A 23,400-nucleotide genomic window follows, 5' to 3' on the forward strand; every position below is an offset into this window, starting at 1 on the left:
AGAATTTGATGTGGCTTCTAGTTATCTCGCCGTAAAGCTTGAAGTAAAGGTTCTTGCTTCACGTCGTGCATCGGGGTCTGAAGGCATTGGATAAGGTGCAGCTGCTCGAACAGCAGCTTCTACACTGGCTTTCATGTCAGGGTCGCTCGAGTTGACAATCACGGACTGAACCGAACCGCTATCACTTAAAGTGACTCTGGCAGTGGCTTTTTGACCTGATGAGCCACTTGGGATGTCCCATGCACGTTTGATTTTATTTTCAAAATCACGTTTTGCTGTTGAGGCAATTTTCTTGGCTTCAGCCTTTTTGGTTGCAGCTTCTTCCGCTGCCTGTTTGGCGGCTGATGCCTTGGCTTCTTCCGCGGCACGTTCACGTGCTTCCGCATCCGCTTTAGCTTTTGCAGCGGCATTAGCCTTGGCTTTATTTGCAGCATCGGCTTTAGCTTTTGCTGCAGCATCGGCCTTGGCTTTATTTGCAGCATCGGCTTTTGCTTTTGCAGAGGCATCTGCTTTGGCTTTATTCGCTGCATCAGCTTTAGCCTTTACAGCGGCATCAGCCTTGGCTTTATTTGCAGCATCGGCTTTAGCTTTTGCTGCGGCATCGGCTTTGGCTTTATTTGCAGCATCGACTTTTGCTTTTGTAGCGGCATCGGCCTTGGCTTTATTCGCAGCATCAGTTTTGGCTTTTGCAGCAGCTTCAGCATGTTGTTTATCCGCCTCTGCTTTTCTTAATGCATCCGCTTTTACTTTTTCTGCTTTTGCACGTTCAGCCTGATCTAATTTACGTTTGGCATCTGCTTCCACTTTTGCAGCGGCATCAGCCTTGGCTTTATTTGCAGCATCAGCTTTAGCCTTTACAGCTGCATCGGCTTTGGCTTTCTCGGCAGCATTCGCCTGAGCTTTTGCAGCAGCCTCAGCTTGGACTTTTAATTTATTCGCTTCAGTGACTTTTGCATTTTCAGCAGCCTGCTGTTCAGCCTTTTGCATCGCTTCGGCAGCAGCCTTCGCTTGCTGTGCAGCTTTATTGCTATCAGGTTTTGCTTGCGCTGGAGTAGGTGATGTAACTGGAATCACAGGAGCAGCTTCAACACTTGGTTCAGCTGTTTGGGTGATTTGTTCAGCGACATTTTTGTCTGCTGTTTCATCAAACTCTGTGACTTCAGCTGTGACAGGTTTTAAATCTTCAGGTTTAACTAAAATGGTAGTGATCTTTTTGGGAGGCTCAGGTGGTTGACTCATGCCCAGATAAAGCAAGCCAACCACTGCAATAACATGCACCCCAAGGGTGAAGCCAATCGCAACTGCATTTTGTTTAAAAGGCGGCTTTTTAAAATCTTTCATAAATTATTTTAATGGCTCAGTCAGTAAACCCACTTGAGTTAATCCTGCATCCTGTAAGGCAGACATGAGTTTCATGACTTCACCATAAGGACGAGATTCACTGCCGTTAATCAGTACACTCATTTGTTTTTTCTGTGCTGACGCTTCACGTTGTGACTCAGTCAGTACAGCTTTTAATTCATCGAGTGTGAGTACATCATTATTATGTGATTTATCTTCAAGTTTAATGGTGCCATCTGTTTCAAGCGTGACAATGGCAGGGCGGTCTTCGGCCTGCATGGGTGCACCATTTGCTTGAGGCAAATCAACTTTTACACCAGTCGTAATCATGGGTGCAGTGACCATAAAAATCACCAACAGCACCAGCATCACGTCGATATAAGGGACAACATTCATGTCACTTTTTAATGGTTTTTTAATACGCTCAAAGCGTCCGGAACGTTGAATTGCCATCAGTCATTTTCCTGTGTAGAACCCACAGTTTGACGTTGTAACAGCGCCACCATTTCTTCAGCAAATAAAGCGCGGTCTGAATAAACCGCTTCACCTTTTGCGGTGTAATGGTTAAAGGCCAAAACAGCAGGAATGGCTGCAAACAGACCAATTGCAGTGGCGATTAATGCTTCGGCAATACCTGGAGCTACGGTTGCCAGTGTAACCTGATCGACCTCTGCCAGACCAATAAAGGCATTCATGATGCCCCAAACCGTACCAAACAGTCCGACATAAGGCGCAACTGAGCCAATGCTTGCCAGCGCACCCAAACCTTGTTCAAGGTGTCCCTGATCACGGCTAAGACCCACACGCAGGATACGTTCAGTACTTTCAATACTTTGCTGGGCAGGCGCATTGCGTTTTTTAAGTTTAAAAAATTCACCCAAGCCATGATAGAAAATATCTTCCAGACCGACACGTTTGGAATTGAGTTGGGCATTGTTATACAGGGTATTTAATTCAGCCCCCGACCAGAAGATTTTTTGAAAGTGTTGATCTTCGGTCTGGGCCTTTTTATAACTCATATGTAACTTGGCAATCAGATACCAACTATATAATGATGCCAGAAGTAGCAGCAGCATTACCAATTGAACCACAGGACTTGCTTGTAAAATAAGATCTGATACGTGTAGCGAAGATTCTAGTTGTGTTGCCATAGTTACAATGTGCCAATAAATTTTTTTAGTCTTGTCCTAACTCTTTCAGAATTAGTGTACGGATTTCCTCAGGAAGCCGGGTTGGACGCATACCATCTACGCTGATACATGCCAATTCGACTTCACCAGAAGCAAGCATGATTTCACCACGATAAATATTCTGTTGCAATACAAATGATGTCGCTTTACACGAAACTACACTCGCGGTAACAGTAATCAGGTCATCCATCAGGATAGGGCGTGAATATTTCACGTTAATTTTATGAACGACAAAGTTGTAATCTTTTTGGTGCCAGTAGTGATCTACGCCTGAAGCACGTAGCCATTCGGTACGGGTACGTTCCATAAAACGAATATGGTTTGCATGATAGACAATGCCACCGGCATCGGTGTCTTCAATATATACACGAATGTTGAATTCGAATTTATTCGCCATGATTGTGTCCCATTTTTCAATTCAGTTTTATGGTTTTAGCTGTGCTTTTAGCGGTTTTAAAAAAACTGTGAAAATGACGGTTTTTTTGCCAAGAGTCAAGCTGTGTAACGCGTGGCAGTTTATCATTATGAGAATTGAGTCCAATGGCACAAGGTTTCAAATGAAATTTATTCTGTATTGAATTCGCAAAACCTGTAAATACGAAAAGTGAGCAAAGGATGCTCACTTTTTTAAATGTACTTATTTTTTTGTGGTTTGTCTCTTTTTCCAGTCAGTCTGTACCTGTTCGGCAACTTTTGGATAATCCAGAATAAAACGCACATGGCTTTCTACCCCGGTTTTTAAAGTCTTATTATCGACAATAAATAACTGGTTATGGTTAGGTGCGGCTTTGGTCATGTCCTGATCGGCAGGAGTTGCACCCACAAAGACAAACAAGGATGGCATCAGCTGACCATAATAAGCAAAATCTTCGCTGGCACTGGCGTTGTTGTCCAGCACATGCAGTTTATCTTCGCCACTCACCTGAGCCAGCGTAGGTTGCATCAATTTGGTTAATGTTTTGTCATTGGTCGTAACAGGCGCGTAGGGTGCAATTTCCACTTTTGCTGTGACCTGATTGGCAGCGGCATTATGTTCTAGCATGTTGGGTAAAGTTTTTAAAATGTTCTGGCGAACATCTTCACTGTTAGAACGAATGGTACCCACCATATTCACCTGATCGGGAATGACATTACCCGTTGTTCCCCCGTGAATACTACCAATGCTGACTACGCCCATGCCTTTGGTCAAATCTGTGTTACGGCTGATCAAACTTTGCATGTTGTTGATCATTTGTGAAGAAGCATAGATTGGATCGCGACCCAGCCAGGGCATGGAACCATGTACCTGCTTGCCGTTGACCTGAATGCGTAAATGATCCGCACTGTTCAGAATGGCACCATCTTTATAGGAGATATTACCGCTTGGCATACCTGCCATTACGTGCATACCAAAAATAACTTCCGGTTTGGGATTGTTCAATGCACCATCGGCAATCATTTTACGTGAACCGATCAAATGACCTTGAGTAAAATTATCAATATCAGCACCGCCTTCTTCAGCCGGTTGGAAAACAAATACCACAGTACCTGCAATTTTATCTTTATTGGCTGCTAAGGCCTTGGCTGCACCCAGTAACATCGCGGTATGGGCATCATGACCACAGCCGTGCATGACATCGGTTTCTTTGCCCTGATAAATGGCTTTGACTTTACTGGCATAAGGCAGTCCAGTTTTTTCTTCAATCGGAAGAGCATCCATGTCGGCACGTAAAGCCATCACTGGACCCGGCTTAGCCCCTTTAAGTACTCCGATGACACCGGTTTTGGCATAGCCTTTACGCACTTCTATTCCATAAGATTTTAACTCTTTTTGTACCAGCTCGGAGGTTTTGAATTCCATATTGCCCAGTTCTGGATTTTGATGAATATGCTGTCGAAGCTGAATGGTGTGGGCTTCTACATTTTTAACGGAATCATCAATCCAGTCTGCAAGGCTCAACTGGCTGCAAAGAAAAAGTGGAAGACAAAGGGAGATCTGCTTATATATGTCCATATATTAACGAGTCCTTAAAGGTTGAGATCATTTTCAGTGAGTCTATAGCATTGCATAATGAAGGAAATTTAGACAAAACTATTTGAGTGCCCTTAATATACTTTTAAGGTATATTTGTTGTTAGTTGCTGGAATACAAAGGTTTTATATGGACTTTGAGACTATAAATACTTTGCGATTTATGTGAAATTAGCTTTTATCAATTTTATTTATCCCTCTTAATTTTCGGATCTGTGACACAACAATTTTATTTGATTCAATCCATTATTAGGGCATTACAATACTGCATGACATTCGAGTTTAAAATGAGTCGCTTTTTGAAATATATAATTATTTTTGCCTTGGGGTTTGCACTGTGGAATTACTGGCTGAAACCGGATAAAGGGATTTCAGAGGCTGCTGATTATCAGTCTGCTCAAGGAATTCATCAGTTTGATGGCTATAGGATGAAAAATCTGGAAGCGTATGCTGGCGAGTTTCGGGTTTTATCCAGAGAAGACTATAGTTTTGGACGAGAGGCGGAACTTAGTCCAGTTGATTTTGCTTTGGGATGGGGCAGCATGACCAATCCTGCTGTTTATAAACAGTTATCGATCAGTCAGAGTAATCGCTGGTATTACTGGCGTTATGAAAATGCACCGCCCATTCCGGTCAATGAAATTTCAACGCACAGTGCCAATACACACTTGATCCCTGCATCGAAACAGATTGCAAAGCAGCTCAAAGCTATTGATCAAGATGATTTGATTTATTTAAAAGGACAGCTGGTTGAGGTCACGGCTGCTGATGGCTGGACTTGGCGTAGTTCACTTAGCCGTGAAGATACCGGGAATGGTGCGTGCGAGTTGATGCTGGTGGAAGAGGTGAGGGTGATTTCTAGGTCTTAGGGCTTTTATTTTTAGTGGTGCTAGTTTGTTAATCAAACAGCAGCATGCTTTGATTTTGTGCTTATAAGAAGTTTTAGAATTCGCGTAGATAAATTATAAGATTTCACTGCCACAATTTTTCAATAAAATTGAAATATATTTGTGTAGGCAAAGTCTTACTTTTGAGAGGCCAAAAGTAAACAAAATCCCTTTGTTGGATTGAGGGTATGTCCATATACCCCAATCCAACGGGCGACATCCATGTCGCCTGTCAATTGATTTTTTAAAAGTGATGAATCTAAAAATAAAAATATAAGTTGATGAGTTGTAATAAAATATTTTAGGTAATATTTTGATTTTTAAGGGGTAGGAATTGGCGAACCAACAAGAAAGCATGCAGGCAGTAGTTTTACAGCAGCCGAATGGGCAGAAATTATTTTTAGATATTCAACACTCCACAGATTGGGTTGTAGCAGCATCAATTATTTGTTCTGTTTTTATAAGTTTTATTGGTTTTTTGATTACAATTTATGTGGTGAGAAAGTCTACAGAAAGCCAAATAAAGTCGAATCAAGAACTAATTCAAAGCCAAGAGAAACAGAATAAAATTGAAACAGCTATTCATTTAAGCAAGGAAAAAATTGATGCAATTCGTTTAGCAAGTGCTGATTTTATTTCATTATATGAAAATTTATTATATGAGTCGAAAAACTTACAAAATAACTTAGATATAGATTATCCAATTGAATATGTAGTCGATTTAACTAAAAAAAGAGATCTAATGGAAAGTTTAGGTACTAAACTAGAACTATATATAGGTAATTCGACCCCTGAAGAAAAGTTAATTAGAGCTGATATTATTTTATTCAAGCGAAGGACTATTTCTAATATTACTCCAAGTTTTAGAAAGGAAAAAATAGAAATTAATCTATCAGACTTAAAAGAAGAGGTACGATTATTTAAGGAAAAGATATTCAATTTTTTAAATAGTGAACTAACCAAGGTAAAGGAGGGAGTCTAAACTCCCTTTTCTCATTTGTCCTTCGGCTCAGGTGGCGTCATGCCAAACTGCAAATATGCCATATTAGTGGCAATACGGCCACGTGCAGTACGCATGGTATAGCCTTGCTGAATCAGATAAGGCTCAATCACATCTTCTAGCGTGCCTGAATCTTCTGCCATGGCAGCAGCCAAAGCTTCCACACCGGCAGGGCCACCATCAAAACGTTCTAACAACATGCTTAAATAACGACGGTCTAAAGTATCCAAGCCATCTTTATCGACATTCAGCATATCCAGTGCACGTTGTGCCATTTCCTGAGTCACTTCGCCTGTACCTTTGACTTGAGCATAGTCACGTACACGACGCAGCAAACGGTTGGCAATACGTGGTGTGCCACGGGCACGACGGGCAATTTCTTGTGCACCATCAGCAGTCATGGGAACATCCATTAAACTGGCAGAACGCGACACAATATGAGTCAGGTCGGCAACTGAATAGAATTCCAGACGCTGCACAATACCAAAACGGTCACGTAGCGGAGAGGTGAGCAAGCCTGCACGTGTGGTTGCAGCAACTAAGGTAAATGGGGGTAAGTCGAGTTTAATTGAACGTGCACCCGGTCCTTCACCAATCATGATATCCAGCTGGTAATCTTCCATCGCTGGATACAGAATTTCTTCAATCACAGGTGAAAGACGGTGAATTTCATCAATAAAGAGCACATCGCCTTCTTCCAGATTGGTCAGCATGGCAGCCAGATCGCCTGCACGTTCCAGTACCGGACCAGAAGTGGATTTTAAATTACCGCCCATTTCGCGTGCGATAATATTGGCCAGTGTGGTTTTACCTAAACCCGGTGGGCCAAAAATCAGGGTATGGTCGAGAGCTTCGCCACGGCCACGGGCTGCGCCAATAAAGATTTCCATTTGCTCGCGGACCACGGGCTGACCGATGTAGTCATCGAGGGAAGTGGGGCGAATGGCACGATCAAAATGATCTTCAGGTTTTTCAGAACCACTGATGAGACGGTCTTGCATATGTGTTTAATCTATCTCTTTACGGTCATTTGAGGTGGATTAATTCACAGCCTCAAAAATCTTTTAGGTTTTATATGCCTTTAGTGTAGGCAATTGTCACTTTTGACTGGGCAAAAGTGACAAAACCCATTTGTTAAACTGATGCTACATCCTTGTAGCACAGTTTAACGGCGACATCCATGTCGCCTGCGTGTATCCAAGATTGTTGGACATTTTTATTTATTCATCGATTTTAATGCAGCGCGAATAATGTCGCTGGCTTCAGTATAGTCAGCTTTAACGGCATTAATCAGTTTTTGTGTTTCAGCAGGTTTGTAGCCTAAAGACTGTAAAGCTGCTTCGGCTTCTGCGACGGCAGAATTACCCGTAAACTGAATTTGTGGTGTTGTTGAATTGGTCGGAACATTGCCAGCAGACATGGCTTTGAAGCGGTCACGCAGTTCAATCATCAAGCGTTCAGCGGTTTTCTTGCCGACACCCGGTACTTTAACTAGCGTATTCACATCTTCATGTTCAACAGTATGAATTAGCATGTCGACGCTGAGAGTAGAAAGAATACCCAAAGCCATTTTAGGCCCCACACCGTTGACTTTAAGCAGGGTACGGAAAATGGTTTTCTCTTGCGCATTTAAAAAACCATAGAGTAATTGAGCATCTTCACGAACGGCGAGATGCGTCCATAAGGTAACTTTCTGGCCTTTTTGTAATTGGCAAAATGTGGAAAGCGGGGTATCGATTTCATAGCCCACGCCATTTACATTTAATAATACTGTTGGTGCTTCTAGAGCCAACACCTCGCCAATAAGACATCCAATCATGTTTATTTATTCACTTATCTATCGTTGGTTGCATAGTAGTGAGCATTTGTACGAAAGGCAAAATGCTCAGGTATAATTTTTAAATCTGATGAAAATTTTAGCCAGCATATCTGCAACATTTTTACATCAAGCCGGCTTTATTGCCCTGTAACTCTTGCGACAGGTTATAGGCCTGATGGTCTGAGAATTTCGAAATAATATCCAGCACCTGCATAATATTTTCATAGTGATTACTTTGAAAATTGACTCCGGCGCGTTGTAACATAGACATCAAGCGCTGCTCTTTAAAGCTTAAAGTCTTATGAGGTGTAGTCAGCGGAATAAAGGCATCCAGAATATTTTGCAGACTTTGATGGGTAATAATCTCTAAACCAGCCTTTTGCGGATGTTCAAAAATCTTGTCACGCGCCAGATTTTTTGCCCGTTCAATGCCGCGTTCAATATCTTCGGAACAATATTGCAATAAACTGCCTTTGAGTTGTCCCGATAAAATCTCAAAGTGATGTTTGGCAAATGCCGTGGTCACTTCATCTACCAGCCGTTTCATCACCCGGCCGCGTAAAGCAGCAATTTTTTGCTGCCAGGTGGTTGGCATGGATAATTCTTCAGGCCTGCCATAATCTGCAATCAGGTCGAGGAAAACCGGTTCGACTTCTTCATAAGACAGCATATTTAAAATAATGCCATCTTCCAGATCAATCAGGGCATAACAGATGTCATCGGCGGCTTCCAGTAAATAGGTCAGCGGATGACGGCAATACTGATAGTCACCAAGCTGAATTAAACCGAGCTGCTCTGCAATTTGCTTGAGAGTCTCTTTTTCAGACTGGTAACAGCCAAATTTTGCTCGCTGATTGGCAGGGCGGTCGCCTTGTGATGCAATGGTTTTCGACAGCCACGGATATTTTAAATAAGCGCCTAAAGTGGCGTAAGTCAGACGCATGCCGCCATCATTGGGATGATAGTCAATTTTGGTTAGTAAACGTAAACCTTGGGCATTGCCCTCAAACTGGCGTACATCGGCCTGTTCTTCCGGTGTCAATTTTTCCAGAAAATTGCCATGAGATACATCATCAAACCATTCACGAATGGCGTATTCACCAGCATGTCCAAAGGGTGGATTGCCAATATCGTGTGCCAGACATGCGGCCTGAATAATGGCACCGACATCGGCAGGGGAAATCCACACAGGGAGTTGATCTTTAATTTTTTCCGCTGCCAGCATGCCCAGTGAACGGCCAATACACGACACTTCCAGCGAATGGGTCAAACGGGTGTGAATGCCATCGTGCTGAGTTAACGGATGCACCTGGGTTTTACGGTTTAACTGGCGAAAACTTTGTGAAAAGATAATACGGTCATAATCTTTGTGAAATGGGCTACGTGCCTGTTCTGAACTTTGTTTTTTGCTACCAATACGAACTGTCGAAAGCAGTTCCAACCAACGCATTTGTTCCATTTATCGTTATTCAGTAAAGAGCTGAATTCATCATGCCAAAAAAAAGGCTCACCGACTAGAGTAGGGCGACATGATTTGTCTTTCTGATAATGCTCTGAACTGTGTGCTAGTGTTTGAGCTCAATCATTTATTCAAGAGATCTCTTTCATGAATCCAATACCTGCTAAAATCTATTTTTTCTTTTAACTTTAAGAATAGTTTATGGTTGTTGAAAAATGATTTATGAAAGAACGCTAAGACATCAAGAATGAAAAGATGCAGAATTATGTAACACTGGCTAAAAGATACGGAATTGAGCATAAGCCGCAGTATTGAAATAATATTTAGAAACAAGATAGTGCAGGCTTAAATTTATATAAGATTCAAAATTTTTATCTGAAAAATAAAATATTCTTCTATGTTCTTGAGTGAATAGATGGCACATTCGTGAATTTCTATCTAGCTGATTTTGCCAATACACAGTAGAATATGCGCTCTCTCTAAGTCACATTGGCGGTAGGGTCCAATAGACCTGCCCGTGGAGCCAAAATCAGCATGTTTATCGTGGCCGGTGCACCAGCACACTCTTCTTTTAAGAAAACTCAACTCTTAAACCGTCTCGCGTCAATGAGTTCTGTTCAATCAATTGAAAGTCAATGGATTTATCTGTTTGATCAAGCGCTCAACGAGCAGCAGCATCAATCTGCATTACAACTATTAAACGATGGTGCTTCTTTTGAAGTTCGTCAGGCAGCAAGTGATGAAATTCAAATTCTTGTTACGCCGCGTTTAGGCACGATTTCTCCGTGGTCTTCTAAAGCGACTGATATTTTTGCCAACTGTAATACCCCGATACACCGCCTAGAACGCGGTGTTTTGTTTACTTTAAAAGGTATTTCTGAAGTATCCAATGAAGTTAAACAGGTTTTACATGACCGTATGACTGAAAGCGTGTTCAATCATATTGATGACGCTGCGGCTTTATTTGTCGAAACTGCACCAAAACCTTTAAATAGCATTGATATTTTGGGTCAGGGTAAAGAAGCGCTGGTGAAAGCCAACTCTGAATTTGGTTTTGCCTTGTCAGATGAAGAAATTGATTATTTAACCTCAGCATTTAACAAACTGGGTCGTAATCCGCACGACATCGAATTGATGATGTTTGCTCAAGCCAACTCTGAGCATTGCCGTCACAAAATCTTTGGTTCTGAATGGACAATTGATGGTGAAAAACAGCCATTGTCATTGTTCCAAATGATCAAGAACACTTATAAAGAATCTCCAACAGACGTATTGTCCGCTTATAAAGACAATGCTTCTGTCATCGTGGGCTTTGACACACAGCGTTTCTATCCGAAAAAAGATAACGAAACAGGTCACCACGTTTATAAATACAAGAGCCAAGCTGCTCACATCCTGATGAAAGTGGAAACCCACAACCATCCAACAGCGATTGCACCATTTGCCGGTGCTGCGACAGGTTCAGGCGGTGAAATCCGTGATGAAGGCGCAACGGGTCGTGGTGGTAAACCGAAAGCAGGTTTAACCGGTTTCACGGTGTCTAACCTGAACATTCCAGGCTTTGAACAACCTTGGGAAGAAAACTACGGCAAACCATCGCGTATGGCATCTCCACTTCAAATCATGATTGAAGGCCCATTGGGCGGTGCTGCGTTTAACAACGAATTTGGTCGTCCTGCGTTAAACGGTTACTTCCGTACTTTCGAACAAAACGTCAATGGTGAAGTGAAAGGTTTCCACAAGCCAATCATGATCGCTGGTGGTTACGGTAACATCCGTCCTGACCATGTGGAAAAAGATGCCATCCAGCCGGGCGACTTGTTAATCGTTCTTGGTGGTCCTGCAATGCTGATTGGCCTTGGTGGCGGTGCAGCATCTTCTGTAGACAGCGGTAAATTGGGTGAAAACCTGGATTTCGCTTCTGTACAGCGTGAAAACCCGGAAATGGAACGCCGTTGTCAGGAAGTGATTGATGCCTGCTGGCGCATGGAAGATTTCAACCCGATCGTGTCTGTACATGATGTCGGTGCGGGCGGTATCTCAAATGCAATGCCTGAGTTGGTCAATGACCATGAATTGGGTGCAGTGCTTGATCTTCGTAAGATTCCATCACTTGAGCCAGGCATGTCTCCAATGGAAATCTGGTCGAACGAAGCACAAGAACGTTATGTCTTGGCGATTCGTCCAAGTTCTTTAAGCCTGTTTGAATCATTGTGTGCACGTGAGCGTTGTCCGTTTGCGGTGCTGGGTGAAGCGACTGAAGCACGTCACTTAACTGTTGAAGATCCATTGTTTGAAAACAAAGCCGTGGATATGCCAATGCAGGTGATGCTTGGTGGTACACCACGCATGAGCCGCTCTTACGAGACGATTGAACGCAAAGGTGATGACTTTGATGCATCTAAAGTCACTGATTTGAAAGATGCGATTTTCCGCGTTCTGAAAAACCCGACCGTTGCTTCTAAATCGTTCCTGATTACGATCGGTGACCGTTCAATTACCGGTATGGTTGCGCGTGACCAGATGGTGGGTCCTTGGCAAGTTCCTGTAGCAGATGCTGCGGTGACCACTACAAGTTTAGTCGGCTTCACTGGTGAAGCGATGGCGATGGGTGAACGTCCACCAGTTGCGCTTTTAAACCCTGCGGCATCTGCACGTTTATCAGTTGCAGAGTCGATCTCGAACATCATGTCTGCAAAAATCGAGCAGATTAGCGACATTAAATTGTCTGCAAACTGGATGGCGGCTGCAGGTCAACCGGGTGAAGACCAAGCGTTATTTGAAGGTGTGAAAGCCATCGGTATGGAAATGTGTCCTGCGCTGGGTGTTGCAATTCCTGTTGGTAAAGACTCACTGTCTATGCGTACCACCTGGAATGATGAAGGTGAAGACAAGTCTGTAACATCTCCAATGTCTGGTGTAATTACTGCATTTGCACCGGTGACTGATGTACGTCAAACATTGACTCCTGAATTGAAAAACCTGGATTCAGTACTGGTACGTATCGACTTGTCTAAAGGTCAGTTCCGTTTGGGTGGTTCGATCCTGGCTCAGGTGTATAAAGCCATTGGTTCAGTAACACCTGACGTTGATAGCTTCGAAGATTTCAAAGCATTCTTTGCATTGGTACAAGACTGGAACAACCGTGGCCTGATCAAGGCTTACCATGACATCGGTGATGGTGGCTTACTCGCGACTGTTGCAGAAATGATGTTTGCTTCACGTCTGGGTGTAGCACTGGAAGATCAATCGACTGCAAGCCTGTTTGCTGAAGAAATTGGTGCAGTACTGCAAATTGCTACTGCTGATTGGGAAGCATTACAGGCAGAAATCGCTGAATCTTCACTTAAAGATGCTATCTCTGTAGTAGGTAAAGTGAACAATACTGACCAATTGACTATCAACGGTCTGGTACTTGAACGTGCTGATTTGCAAGTAGCTTGGACTGAAGTATCACATCAAATTCAACGTTTGCGTGACAACTCTGAAACTGCGGATTCTGAGTTTGCTTTAATCACTGACAAGAACCACAAAGGTATCATCGCACAGCCGACATTCGACCTGAATGAACCTGTTGAAGCGCCGTATATCAATTCACGTCGTCCAAACATGGTGATCTTGCGTGAACAGGGCGTAAACGGTCATGTGGAAATGGCTGCGGCATTCGATAAAGTCGGCTTCAACACTGTTGACGTACACATGAGCGACTTGCTTGCTGGCCGTATCAGTCTGGATGACTTTGAAGGTATTGTGGCTTGTGGCGGTTTCTCTTACGGTGACGTAATGGGCGCAGGCGGTGGCTGGGCGAAATCAGTATTGTTTAACCCTAAACTGCGTGACCAGTTCGAGAAATTCTTCCATCGTCAAGAAACCTTCTCTTTGGGTATCTGTAACGGTTGTCAAATGTTGTCGCAATTGGCTCCACTGATTCCGGGTGCGGAAAACTGGCCTCGTTTCCACCGTAACACTTCAGAAGTATTTGAAGCGCGTGCAGTGAACGTTCGTGTTGAAAAATCTCACTCTATTTTGTTAGACGGTATGGAAGGTTCGATTCTTCCAATCGCGGTAGCACATGGTGAAGGCCGTGTAGTTGCAACTGAAGACAAAATTGCTGCATTAAATGCAGGCAATCAAGTCAGCTTACGTTATGTAGACAGCTTGGGTAATGCTACACAGCAATATCCATTGAACCCGAACGGTTCACCAGAAGCGATTACTGGTGTGACATCTACTGACGGTCGTGCAACGATTATGATGCCGCATCCTGAACGTAACTTCCGTGCTGTTCAGCATTCTTGGAAACCTGAAGAATGGACTGAAGATGGTGCATGGTTACGCATGTTCCGCAATGCACGTAAGTTCATTGGTTAATTCTGAAGTGTTTTGAAAAAAGCCACCTTCGGGTGGCTTTTTTATTTTGTATCTATTTTTTATTTTATTTTTATTTCTCCCGCTGGACTTGGTTTGAATTTTGCTTTTATATTGGAGTGAAAGGGTATTTGTGTGTTTTATGCACAATCACGATGCAATATGGAAGAAAGATGGTTCACTAAATACAAGTTCAGGATTGAATCTCTAAGCGAGGTGACACAATGCCAAAAACTGCAATCTATACAAATGTTGATAAGGCGACTTTACGTAAGAAAGGGTGGATGTTTTTTATGGCAGTCGTAGGGTTACAAATGTTGTTCTTGATCGGTAGTTATTTGCTGCAAAGTTCTTAATTTTTAGATTGAAAAAGCCAACGTGAGGTGGTTTTTTTTGTGTTGGATATTTTAATAAAGTCACAGCTTCGCTGATTGTGCGAAATTTTAATCAATAACGCGTAAGCAATGTTTTACTTTTGATGCAGCAAAAGTAACAAAACTGCTTTGTTTGGTAGAGGATACGTCCTTGTATCCCTACCAAACGAGCGACATCCATGTCACAAGTCATGTGGTTAAGTTTAGTCTTTGAAGATATTTTCATAAAAATGATAAAACTCATCTGTTCTTTTATAGCGAGCAATTTTTGTTTTACCATCCAATACTAGGGGAGATTCAACTTCTCTTAAGAATTGAAAACTAACCAATTCCATATTGGGATTAGAAATATCAAACTCAAATTCTGGATTTTCGTTATTAGTTTTTAGAAAATAAAGTTCCTGTAAAAGGTTTATAAGATGATTATTTAGCTTAGTAATAATATAAGTGTATTGATTAAAAGTTTTGTCATCTATTTCTTTTTTAGTAAGATATTTAAATGATTTGGCTAACAGTTGAGCTTGTTTTTCAAGAATAGTACTTTCAAGAATTTTGAATATTTCTAAACCCAATCTTTGGTGATTCGGGTTCTTCTGCATAAATTGAGAAACCTCATCCTCATCTAAATCTAATGTTTCTAAAAATGTTTTGACTTGAAGGTAATATAAAGCTTCATTATTTAATTTTGACTGAGCATATATTTTTTGAGTGGTATTCTTTAATGCTTCGGGTATTCCGAGCAATGCACTATTACTTGTTTCATATAAAAGTTCTTGGGCATAAGATCCCACATAATTAAGTAATGGATATTTTTTCATAAATTTTATAAATGATCAGAATGTGATCATGATACTTGAAAATAAGATAATTTTTATTCTAAAAATCATTTTTTGAGTCATAAAAACGGCCTCAATCAGCCGTTTTTATTGCTGAAATTCTAAGGTGATAATGGTGACCGAGATGAAAAGAAAAAATCGAAGTCGAAGGGTTAGAACTAAACATAGATCGTTTTTTTGAGCAATGTAAAATATTGAACTGTCAGAGAAATGTCAAGAAAGGTAATAGGTAATTGTATTTAAAATGATTTTAATTTTTGATGTTCTGATAAGGTCTCAATGAAATCTGATAGAGATTAATTCAGGTTTAAGCGCTAAGATAATCCTATCTTTATTCCGTTTATTGATAGCATGTTTAAACTGATTTATTACGTTCCTGAATCTCATCTTGAATCAACCAAAAACGCCGTGTTTCAAGCAGGGGCAGGTGGCATTGGCAACTATGAGCATTGTGCCTGGCAGGTGTTGGGTACGGGACAATTTAAACCAGTAAAAGGGGCGAATCCCTTTATTGGTGGACTGGATAGCCTAGAACAGGTAGCAGAATGGCGGGTAGAAACCATTGTGCCTGAAAATCAAGCATCTAATGTGGCAAAAGCACTTAAGGCCAGCCATCCGTATGAAGAGCCTGCATTTGAGTTTGTTCAGATAGTAGATATAAATTATTGACGATATTTGATTTGGGAAAGGGTGACATGGATGTCACCCGCTAGCCAGAGGTTCAGGGATGAACCTTCTGGCTAGCAAAGGGTTTTGGTTACCTTACGGAATATATTCCTCACCTTTCAAAGTAACGCGTAAACGCCTACACAAATTAAAAGTGAGTTATGACAGCTTACGGGGCTGTGCCGATTTGCAATTAAAATCAAACCTTCTGAACAAACAGCTCACGATCAAAGCGATACTGCGGGAAGAACACGCCATCCGCTGCACGTTCACCGGCAGCAATCACCATGACTGGATATTGCTGATCATTCAGATTTAACATTTTATTGACCATCGGTTCATCAAAGCCTTCCATCATACAACTGTCAAAACCATAAGCACGTAAAGCTAAAACCAGGTTTTCACATGCCAAAGCCGTGGTTTTGCTTGCCCAAAGTTTTGCATCTGCCGGGTTAAAAGCAGTCACAGGCAATTGCTTGTCGAGTGTACGTACAACTTTGAAAGCCACTTTCTTAAAGTTACCTATTGCATTGAAGTAACCAGTTTTATAATTGTAGGGAATAAACTTGTAATACTTCTGCACAGCAGCAGGCACTTCCGGAAATGGAAACTCACTGATATTTTTCTTTGCCATCTCTTCAATACGGTCGGTCCTTGCCACGCAGACAATCAGTTCAGCCGCAGTCTTTGCAGCCAATTGACCTAAACATGCTTTTACCAATTGCTTTTTCTTGGTCGGGTTTTGAACCATATAGAATGTCCAAGGCTGTAAATTGGATGAGTTCGGTGCAAGTAAAGCCAGATCTAAACATTCATCTAGTACTTCAGCAGGAATTGCTTTGTCAGTAAATTTTCGTACTGAACGACGGCTTTTTATGACTTTCTTAAAGTTTTCGACATCAATATCTTGTGGGGCTGGTTCAAAGTAGCGTTTGTTTTCAGTCTTGGCTTGGCTGGTCATGGTGTATTCCGTAACAATTTTTATTTGATGTGGGGGTAGAAATGAAAAAAACCACCAAGCAATGTAAATTACCCAGTGGTTTTTTATGTATTTTTCAATTAATTAAATTGAGCGAAATCCGGTTTACGCTTTTGCATAAATGCTGCAACAGCTTCTGCCATTTCCGGTGAGGTTACACGCTTCATAAAAATCTCGGCTTCGTTATCAATACAGTCAATAATTTCCTGCAGATTATGTTTCATTAAGGCTTTGGTTTGCTTGATTGAAGCGAGCGGTAGTGCTGCTAAAGTCTGTGCCTGTTTCAGTGCAGTTGCATATACATCATCTTCAATGCTATTCACAATACCAGCACTTAAGGCTTTGTCGCTATTGAACTTTTGTGCAGTAAACAGCAGCTCAGCCGCTTTATGATATCCCGCTTGCTGGATCAGCAATTTGCTCGAAGCGCCTTCAGGCGATAGACCTAAGCTCACAAATGGAATCTGGAACAGGGCAGTGTTATCACTATACACCAGGTCAGCGTGCAGCAAAATCGTTACTCCAATGCCAATCGCCACACCACGAACAGCAGCAATTAACGGTTTGGAAAATTTTGCCGCAGATTTTAAAACCACAAATGGAGGCGCATCTCCCGCTTTGCCTGCCAGTGGAGTTTGAATAAACTTCATGAAATCCTGCATATCGTTACCGGCACTGAAGTCGGCATCCTCACCACGTAAAATCGCCACGCGAACGTCTTTATCCTGATCGGCTTCATCCAGTGCCTGGGCAATTTTTAGATATAACTCACCGTATAACGCATTTTTAGCTTCGGGACGATGAATGGCTAAGGTCAGTACGCCATTGTCTAAATTCGCATTTAAATGTTGATGTGGTTGTTGAATACAGCTCAGTGTCATCGTACTATCCTTGCTTTAAAATTTAATTTGATTTTATGGCAGTTATTATGTCGCATATTTATTTTAGCGGCACAACTCACGAGTCATAAAAAACTTGATCTGTTATGAACTATACATTCGATTATCTGGTTTTCATTGGTCGCTTTCAGCCTTTTCATCTGGCACATATGCAAACGATTAAAATTTCATTGCAGCAAAGCCAAAAGGTGATTTTGGCCTTAGGTTCAGCACAAAATGAACGCAATATTAAAAATCCGTTTAGTGCTGCTGAACGTGAACAGATGATCTTGTCCAATTTTTCAGAAGTGGACCAGAAGCGGATCAAGTTTGTGCATGTGATTGATGTTTATGATGACCAAAAATGGCAACAACTGGTTAAATCTCTAGTAAAAGAAGTTGCTGAACCAGAAGCCAAAGTCGGCTTGATCGGTCACTTTAAAGATGAATCTTCTTATTATCTGAAGCTGTTTCCGGAATGGGAGATGGTGGAACTTGCCAGCTTGGTCGGGGCAATTTCAGCAACGCCGCTGCGTGAAGCATATTATCGTGGTGAAATTATCGAATCTGCTTTGCCGCTCGGCACCAGTGAGTTTTTACACAAATTTCAGAAAACTGCCATTTATCAACAATTGCAGCACAAATACCTGACCCAAGATAAAACCAATCTGGAACAATCTTCAGTAAGCTTTTAGGTCGAGGCACAGCATTGCCAAGACCCAGGAGTGGATAAAATGAATATCCAAACCAGCTTACAAAGTGTCCTGATTGTCGGTGTAATCCATCTAGGTATCGTTGCACAGGTCAATGCACAGGAATGGACACTGACTCCACAAAGCTATGCGGGCTTTGAGGTGAAGTCGATGGGCTTTTCAACCATAAAAGGCAAGTTTGAACAGGTTCAGTCCAGTATGAGCTTTGATCCTGCAGCACCTCAGAATGCCTCGGCACGGTTTGTGATGCAAGTAAATAGCCTAAGATTGAGCAAGCCCTCACTAAAAAATATGATTTTAGGTGAAGATTTATTTTATGCAGAGAAGTACCCAACAGCGACTTTTAACAGTCATGAATTTCTCGCTTTGGGGAATTATCAATACAAGATCAAAGGTGATCTGACCCTGCGCGGTATTACCCAGCCGGTGATCCTTGATGCGTCCCTAGAAGTCAATCCATTTGATCCACAACTTATGAATGTAGAAGCTAAAACTATGGTTAAGCGTAGTGATTTTGGCATGAAAAAGGCATTTGGCGGCATCGGAGAGAAAGTCAATATTGACGTATCTGGGCAATGGCAACGCAAATAAGCAGTAGGATTTGCTACAAAATATCTGCTGATTTGCATTTTTTTTAATTCATCTGATGTTGAGCCTTTTCCAGCAGGTCAATCGTCAATTGTTGCAGTAGCACAGATTGCTGCTTCCAGTGATGCCAATACAATTTCATCTCGGTTTTAGCATTTGGCATAATTTCAACCAGTTTCCCGGTTTGAAGATCATCACCAATTTGACATTCCGGCACCAAACCGAAGCCTAAACCCAAATGTACTGCTTCCACAAATGCAGTGGAGGAGGGAATAAAATAATGTGGATAACTTTGCTGATTTAATCCAAACAAGTTCAGAATCACCTGATGATGCATCAGATCTTTGCCATTAAAAATAATGGCTGGGGCATGTTTTAAGGCATCGCGGTGAATACCATTTTTAAACCACCTTTCTACAAAGGAAGGTGTTGCGACCATACAATAAGTCATCTGTCCCAGATAATGTACTTCACAGCCTTTCATGGCTGTGGATTCAGTCGAGATGCAGGCATTAACCAAACCGGTTTCAAGCAGTTGATGGGTTTGGGTCTGGTCATCCAGAGACAGCTTCAGGGCAATTTTATGCTTGATTAATGTGCTTTGTAGAACTTTGAGTAACCAGGTTGATAAAGAGTCAGCATTAGTGGCAATACTGAATTGATGAAATTCATGCTGGCTGGATTGCCCCATAAATTGTTGTAAAAGATTCTGTTCACGTAGACGTTGATGCTGTAGATGTTCCAGCAGCTTTTGACCAGCTTGCGTGACCCGACAAGGACGTTCGCGCAGCAATAAAATCTGTCCCAAATCTTTTTCCAAAGCCTGCACTCGTAAGGTGACTGCAGAAGCGGTAATACACAGTCGCTGTGCAGCCTCATCAAAACTGCCGGATTCTGCCACAGCAAGAAAAGCTTCGCAGGATTTACTTGAAAGCATAGGGTGCTACCTAAGAAAAACTGAGTTAAATTGATATTTTCTTAATCATACTTAATTTATGCTTCAAGCTGGGATAATGCAAGACACGATTTTTGAATGATTTTTAAGTTTTATTGTGTATGTTAAATAGTGCCTTACATGGTTTTGTTATGGGTTTAAGTCTGATCGTCCCGATTGGCGCACAAAATGCTTTTGTGTTGAAACAGGGTTTAAAACAGCAACATGTGTTTGCCATTTGCCTGTGTTGTGCTTTATCTGATGCTATATTGATTTCATCCGGAGTGCTGGGTTTTTCAGCGCTGGTCATGTTACATCCGGATTGGCTGAATATTGCCAAGTATTTCGGTGCAATTTTCTTGCTGATATATGGAGCACAACATTTTTATCAGACCTGGAAGGGTGAGCAGCGTTTAGATGTCAGTCAAAACGAAGCACCTTCTTTATGCAAGATCTTGTTCATCTGTTTAGGCTTAACCTGGCTGAATCCGCATGTGTACCTGGATACGGTGGTGTTATTGGGCTCGATCTCGACCCAATATCTAGACACGCAACTGTATTTTGCCTTGGGAGCAATCAGTGCATCATTCCTGTTCTTTTTTAGCTTGGGCTATGCAGCACGTTATTTGCAACCGATTTTTCAACGTCCCAAAGCCTGGAAAATATTGGATATAGTGATTGGCGGTGTGATGTGGTCCATTGCCATTTCTTTATTGAACTAAGGAAAATGTAAAAGAGCAGGCCAAAAGAAAAAGGCATGAGTCATCCTATTTCTGGTTTAAATCATGCCTTTTTATCAAAAGAAATTAGGCTGCTTGCAGGGTTTTTAAATCTTCAAGGACCTGTTCGGCATGTCCTGCAGCCTTGACCTTGCGATATTCTTTGACCAGTTTGCCGTTATGGAAAATAAAGGTGGAGCGCTCAATGCCCATCACCTGTTTGCCATACATGTTCTTTTCTTTAATCACGTCGAAAAGATTGCACAGTACTTCTTCTTTGTCACTGATCAGGTTAATGCTCAGCTTCTGCTTTTCGGTAAAGTTCTGATGCGCTTTTACCGAATCACGTGAAATACCCAAAATGGTGCTATTTAAGGCATCAAATTGATCTTTTAAACACGAGAAACCGATCGCCTGTGTAGTACAGCCCGGAGTAGAATCTTTAGGATAAAAATACACAATCAGCCATTCTGTAGGAATTTCAGTCAGGTTAATTTCACCGGTTGTGGTCGGGAAGGCTTGATTAGGCAGCGTAATAGCAGACATGCGTTCATCCTTATAAAGTTAAATTGTCATATGAATGGTAAATTTATGCTGCCATGATAGCGAATTTAACGAGGTTTATGCTGAACTCGGGAAGGTAATTTTACCCATAAAAAAGCCTGCAACGATGCAGGCTTTTCTTCAACCTAAAGCGATTATTTCTTTTGTTGAGCAGATTTCATGGCTTCTTCAGTCAAGCTTTTGAGTTTGCCTGTCAATTGTGGACCAAAACACGCTTGTAAATCTTTATTTTGTTTTTGCACAAAAGCTAAAGTCGCAGGACTTTTCTTCTGGTTAATGGTACTTTGGATTTCCCATTTTTGTGCATTTGTTAAACGGCCATCCGCTTCCACTGCACACGTACAGTATTTGCTTACTTCAGCAGAAGTAAGTTTTTTGCCTTTCGCAGTTTCTTCCTTACAAACATTAATTAAAGCAGATTTTACATTGGTGCTTTTATAAGCTTCCTGAAGCTTGTTTGTTTCGGCTGCATTTGCAGCAGTCGCCATCAATGCGACTGCAGAAACCAATGTAGAAAGAATAATGTTTGACTTCAAATTTTTCATGTACTGTACCCTGTTATGACGGTATATAACGTGTCGGATCGGCGATACCCGCATCAGCAAAACCCTGTTTACGTAAGCGGCAACTATCGCATTTACCACAAGCACGTCCTTGGTCGTCTGCTTGGTAGCAAGACACCGTTTGACTATAGTCTACGCCATGTTCTATACCTAAGCGAATGATATTTGCTTTGGATAAATGTAACAAAGGTGTTTCAAATTTAAGAGGTTTTCCTTCTACACCAACCTTGGTTGCCAGGCGCGCCATGTTGGCAAAAGCTTCAATAAATTCAGGGCGACAGTCCGGATAACCTGAATAATCAACGGCATTGATGCCAATTACAATGGCTTCTGCACCAAAAACTTCCGCCGCTGCGAGCGCATACGACAGAAATATTGTGTTACGTGCTGGAACATAAGTTACAGGAATACCTTCTTGTTCATGTTCTGGTACGTCAATGTTATGGTCTGTTAATGCGGAACCGCCCAGGTTACCTAAATCGATATTAATCACCCGGTGTTCTACACCAGCACGCTGGGTTAATGCTCGAGCGGCATCCAGTTCAGTGGTTGAACGCTGACCATACATGAAACTTAAAGCAATACATTCATAACGTGCTTGCGCCCAAGCCAAACAAGTCGTTGAGTCTAAGCCGCCAGATAATAAAACTATGGCACGAGGGCGCATATTCAAATCTCCAAAAAATAAGTCAAAATAACAATGGATTAACGACCAGTTTCATCATTCCAGAGCAATTTATGTAATTGCAGCTGGAAACGGACCGGGAGATGATCATCTAAAATCCATTGAGCCAAATCACGTGCCAGTTGGGGTAATTTCACCGCACCTTTTTCTACCGCAAAAGCAGGCGAGAACCACACGGTACTGACTTTATCGGCAAGTTTGAATTGTTCAACCTGCTGTTTTGACCATTCATAGTCTTCACGGTTACAAATCACAAACTTGATTTGATCATGCGGGGTTAAATGATCGAGATTGCTAAGCAAATTTCGTGCAACTTCTCCAGAAGTTGGCGTTTTAAAATCCAGTACTTTGGAAACTCGCGGATCGACTTTAGATACATCGAGTGCACCACTGGTCTCTAAAGACACTTCACAGCCCAGGTCAGCTAAACGCTGCATTAAAGGCAGGGCATTCGGCTGTGCCAGTGGTTCACCACCGGTCACACAAATATAGGGTGTTTTAAAATCCAGTGCGGTCTGAATAATGTCATCCAGGGATTGGCGTTCGCCACCTTCAAAAGAATAAGTGGTATCGCAATAAGTACAACGTAAAGGGCAACCGGTTAAACGGATAAATACGGTCGGTAATCCTGCAGCGTTGGCTTCACCTTGTAATGAATAGAAAATCTCCGTAATACGTAACCCCGCAGACGGATCGGTAACAGGAATAGCGGAAGATCGAAGAGTACTCATAACAACATAATCCAGCTCAGGATAAATAACACAGTATAAAAATAAAAATCCCTACGGCTATTGCTAACCGTAGAGACGAGGAGCGGCTGAAGCTCC

General features: G+C 41.9%; 24 protein-coding genes. 8 read left to right on the top strand and 16 right to left on the bottom strand.

Annotation, left to right across the window (positions count from 1 at the left end; genetic code table 11):
- Window positions 1-21 precede the first annotated feature (21 nt).
- From tolA to ACE01T_RS00465, 5 genes are all read right to left on the bottom strand, one after another.
- On the bottom strand, window positions 22-1,341 hold the full coding sequence (gene tolA / locus ACE01T_RS00445) for a cell envelope integrity protein TolA (protein WP_395518539.1): 1,320 nt from the start codon (window positions 1,339-1,341) through the stop codon (window positions 22-24).
- A 3-nt stretch (window positions 1,342-1,344) separates the two neighbouring features.
- Window positions 1,345-1,794, bottom strand: a complete 450-nt coding sequence (gene tolR / locus ACE01T_RS00450; protein WP_086196179.1) for a protein TolR — start codon at window positions 1,792-1,794, stop codon at window positions 1,345-1,347.
- Entirely contained in the window at window positions 1,794-2,492 is a 699-nt protein-coding gene (tolQ, locus tag ACE01T_RS00455; RefSeq protein WP_300046101.1) for a protein TolQ, read from the bottom strand. The genes tolR and tolQ overlap by 1 nt, the downstream gene beginning before the upstream one ends.
- 25 nt (window positions 2,493-2,517) lie before the next feature.
- Window positions 2,518-2,928 (bottom strand): tol-pal system-associated acyl-CoA thioesterase, encoded by a 411-nt coding sequence (gene ybgC, locus ACE01T_RS00460; RefSeq protein WP_086196177.1) that lies wholly within the window; start codon window positions 2,926-2,928, stop codon window positions 2,518-2,520.
- A gap of 240 nt (window positions 2,929-3,168) precedes the next feature.
- Entirely contained in the window at window positions 3,169-4,524 is a 1,356-nt protein-coding gene (locus ACE01T_RS00465; RefSeq protein WP_395518540.1) for an amidohydrolase, read from the bottom strand.
- A 304-nt stretch (window positions 4,525-4,828) separates the two neighbouring features.
- Between ACE01T_RS00465 and ACE01T_RS00470 the strand changes: the two genes are divergently transcribed.
- Together ACE01T_RS00470 and ACE01T_RS00475 are read left to right on the top strand one after the other, a co-directional pair.
- The gene (locus ACE01T_RS00470) at window positions 4,829-5,410 is read left to right on the top strand and encodes a hypothetical protein (protein ID WP_180042209.1); all 582 of its coding nucleotides are present in this window, start codon (window positions 4,829-4,831) and stop codon (window positions 5,408-5,410) included.
- A 352-nt stretch (window positions 5,411-5,762) separates the two neighbouring features.
- Window positions 5,763-6,410: a hypothetical protein gene (locus ACE01T_RS00475; protein WP_166167256.1), complete on the top strand. Its 648-nt coding sequence runs from the start codon at window positions 5,763-5,765 to the stop codon at window positions 6,408-6,410.
- Window positions 6,411-6,421: 11 nt separating this feature from the next.
- Here ACE01T_RS00475 and ruvB read toward each other — a convergent pair whose 3' ends face one another.
- The 3 genes from ruvB to ACE01T_RS00490 form a co-directional block, all read right to left on the bottom strand.
- On the bottom strand, window positions 6,422-7,429 hold the full coding sequence (gene ruvB / locus ACE01T_RS00480) for a Holliday junction branch migration DNA helicase RuvB (protein ID WP_086196174.1): 1,008 nt from the start codon (window positions 7,427-7,429) through the stop codon (window positions 6,422-6,424).
- A 215-nt stretch (window positions 7,430-7,644) separates the two neighbouring features.
- A complete protein-coding gene (ruvA, locus tag ACE01T_RS00485) occupies window positions 7,645-8,247 on the bottom strand; it encodes a Holliday junction branch migration protein RuvA (RefSeq protein WP_180176247.1) in 603 nt (200 codons plus the stop codon).
- 121 nt (window positions 8,248-8,368) lie between these two features.
- Window positions 8,369-9,706, bottom strand: coding sequence for a deoxyguanosinetriphosphate triphosphohydrolase (locus ACE01T_RS00490; protein ID WP_395518541.1), 1,338 nt, complete (start codon window positions 9,704-9,706; stop codon window positions 8,369-8,371).
- Window positions 9,707-10,240: 534 nt separating this feature from the next.
- Between ACE01T_RS00490 and purL the strand changes: the two genes are divergently transcribed.
- Together purL and ACE01T_RS00500 are read left to right on the top strand one after the other, a co-directional pair.
- Window positions 10,241-14,077, top strand: a complete 3,837-nt coding sequence (purL, locus tag ACE01T_RS00495; protein WP_300046110.1) for a phosphoribosylformylglycinamidine synthase — start codon at window positions 10,241-10,243, stop codon at window positions 14,075-14,077.
- 221 nt (window positions 14,078-14,298) lie between these two features.
- The gene (locus ACE01T_RS00500; protein WP_251992217.1) at window positions 14,299-14,430 is read left to right on the top strand and encodes a KGW motif small protein; all 132 of its coding nucleotides are present in this window, start codon (window positions 14,299-14,301) and stop codon (window positions 14,428-14,430) included.
- 221 nt (window positions 14,431-14,651) lie between these two features.
- On the opposite strand, the gene ACE01T_RS00505 is transcribed toward ACE01T_RS00500, so the two are convergent.
- Window positions 14,652-15,266 carry a hypothetical protein gene (locus ACE01T_RS00505; protein WP_300046112.1) on the bottom strand — a complete coding sequence of 205 codons (615 nt, stop codon included), beginning with the start codon at window positions 15,264-15,266 and terminating at the stop codon, window positions 14,652-14,654.
- 369 nt (window positions 15,267-15,635) lie between these two features.
- Between ACE01T_RS00505 and ACE01T_RS00510 the strand changes: the two genes are divergently transcribed.
- Complete coding sequence (locus tag ACE01T_RS00510; RefSeq protein ID WP_300046114.1) at window positions 15,636-15,953, top strand: YqfO family protein; 318 nt, start codon at window positions 15,636-15,638, stop codon at window positions 15,951-15,953.
- A gap of 196 nt (window positions 15,954-16,149) precedes the next feature.
- Here the strand turns inward: ACE01T_RS00510 and ACE01T_RS00515 are convergent, their stop codons facing one another.
- Both ACE01T_RS00515 and ACE01T_RS00520 read right to left on the bottom strand, forming a co-directional pair.
- Window positions 16,150-16,911, bottom strand: coding sequence for a nitroreductase family protein (locus ACE01T_RS00515; RefSeq protein WP_395518542.1), 762 nt, complete (start codon window positions 16,909-16,911; stop codon window positions 16,150-16,152).
- Between the two features lie 98 nt (window positions 16,912-17,009).
- Window positions 17,010-17,810, bottom strand: a complete 801-nt coding sequence (locus ACE01T_RS00520; protein WP_300046118.1) for an enoyl-CoA hydratase-related protein — start codon at window positions 17,808-17,810, stop codon at window positions 17,010-17,012.
- A 104-nt stretch (window positions 17,811-17,914) separates the two neighbouring features.
- On the opposite strand from ACE01T_RS00520, the gene ACE01T_RS00525 reads away from it, so the two are divergent.
- Together ACE01T_RS00525 and ACE01T_RS00530 are read left to right on the top strand one after the other, a co-directional pair.
- Window positions 17,915-18,502 (top strand): nicotinate-nicotinamide nucleotide adenylyltransferase, encoded by a 588-nt coding sequence (locus ACE01T_RS00525; protein WP_300046120.1) that lies wholly within the window; start codon window positions 17,915-17,917, stop codon window positions 18,500-18,502.
- A 39-nt stretch (window positions 18,503-18,541) separates the two neighbouring features.
- The gene (locus tag ACE01T_RS00530; protein ID WP_395518543.1) at window positions 18,542-19,111 is read left to right on the top strand and encodes a YceI family protein; all 570 of its coding nucleotides are present in this window, start codon (window positions 18,542-18,544) and stop codon (window positions 19,109-19,111) included.
- Window positions 19,112-19,154: 43 nt separating this feature from the next.
- Here the strand turns inward: ACE01T_RS00530 and ACE01T_RS00535 are convergent, their stop codons facing one another.
- Window positions 19,155-20,045: a LysR family transcriptional regulator ArgP gene (locus tag ACE01T_RS00535; RefSeq protein WP_395518544.1), complete on the bottom strand. Its 891-nt coding sequence runs from the start codon at window positions 20,043-20,045 to the stop codon at window positions 19,155-19,157.
- 119 nt (window positions 20,046-20,164) lie between these two features.
- Between ACE01T_RS00535 and ACE01T_RS00540 the strand changes: the two genes are divergently transcribed.
- Complete coding sequence (locus ACE01T_RS00540) at window positions 20,165-20,764, top strand: LysE/ArgO family amino acid transporter (RefSeq protein ID WP_395518545.1); 600 nt, start codon at window positions 20,165-20,167, stop codon at window positions 20,762-20,764.
- 84 nt (window positions 20,765-20,848) lie between these two features.
- Here ACE01T_RS00540 and ACE01T_RS00545 read toward each other — a convergent pair whose 3' ends face one another.
- From ACE01T_RS00545 to queE, 4 genes are all read right to left on the bottom strand, one after another.
- On the bottom strand, window positions 20,849-21,307 hold the full coding sequence (locus ACE01T_RS00545; RefSeq protein ID WP_092818616.1) for a peroxiredoxin: 459 nt from the start codon (window positions 21,305-21,307) through the stop codon (window positions 20,849-20,851).
- A 152-nt stretch (window positions 21,308-21,459) separates the two neighbouring features.
- On the bottom strand, window positions 21,460-21,870 hold the full coding sequence (locus ACE01T_RS00550; protein WP_092818615.1) for a hypothetical protein: 411 nt from the start codon (window positions 21,868-21,870) through the stop codon (window positions 21,460-21,462).
- Window positions 21,871-21,883: 13 nt separating this feature from the next.
- A complete protein-coding gene (queC, locus tag ACE01T_RS00555; protein WP_092818614.1) occupies window positions 21,884-22,555 on the bottom strand; it encodes a 7-cyano-7-deazaguanine synthase QueC in 672 nt (223 codons plus the stop codon).
- A gap of 38 nt (window positions 22,556-22,593) precedes the next feature.
- Window positions 22,594-23,304 carry a 7-carboxy-7-deazaguanine synthase QueE gene (gene queE / locus ACE01T_RS00560; protein WP_092818613.1) on the bottom strand — a complete coding sequence of 237 codons (711 nt, stop codon included), beginning with the start codon at window positions 23,302-23,304 and terminating at the stop codon, window positions 22,594-22,596.
- Window positions 23,305-23,400: the final 96 nt, after the last annotated feature.

Origin of the sequence: Acinetobacter uliginosus, assembly GCF_044130295.1 — a bacterium.
In the GTDB taxonomy this organism is placed as follows: Bacteria; Pseudomonadota; Gammaproteobacteria; order Pseudomonadales; family Moraxellaceae; genus Acinetobacter.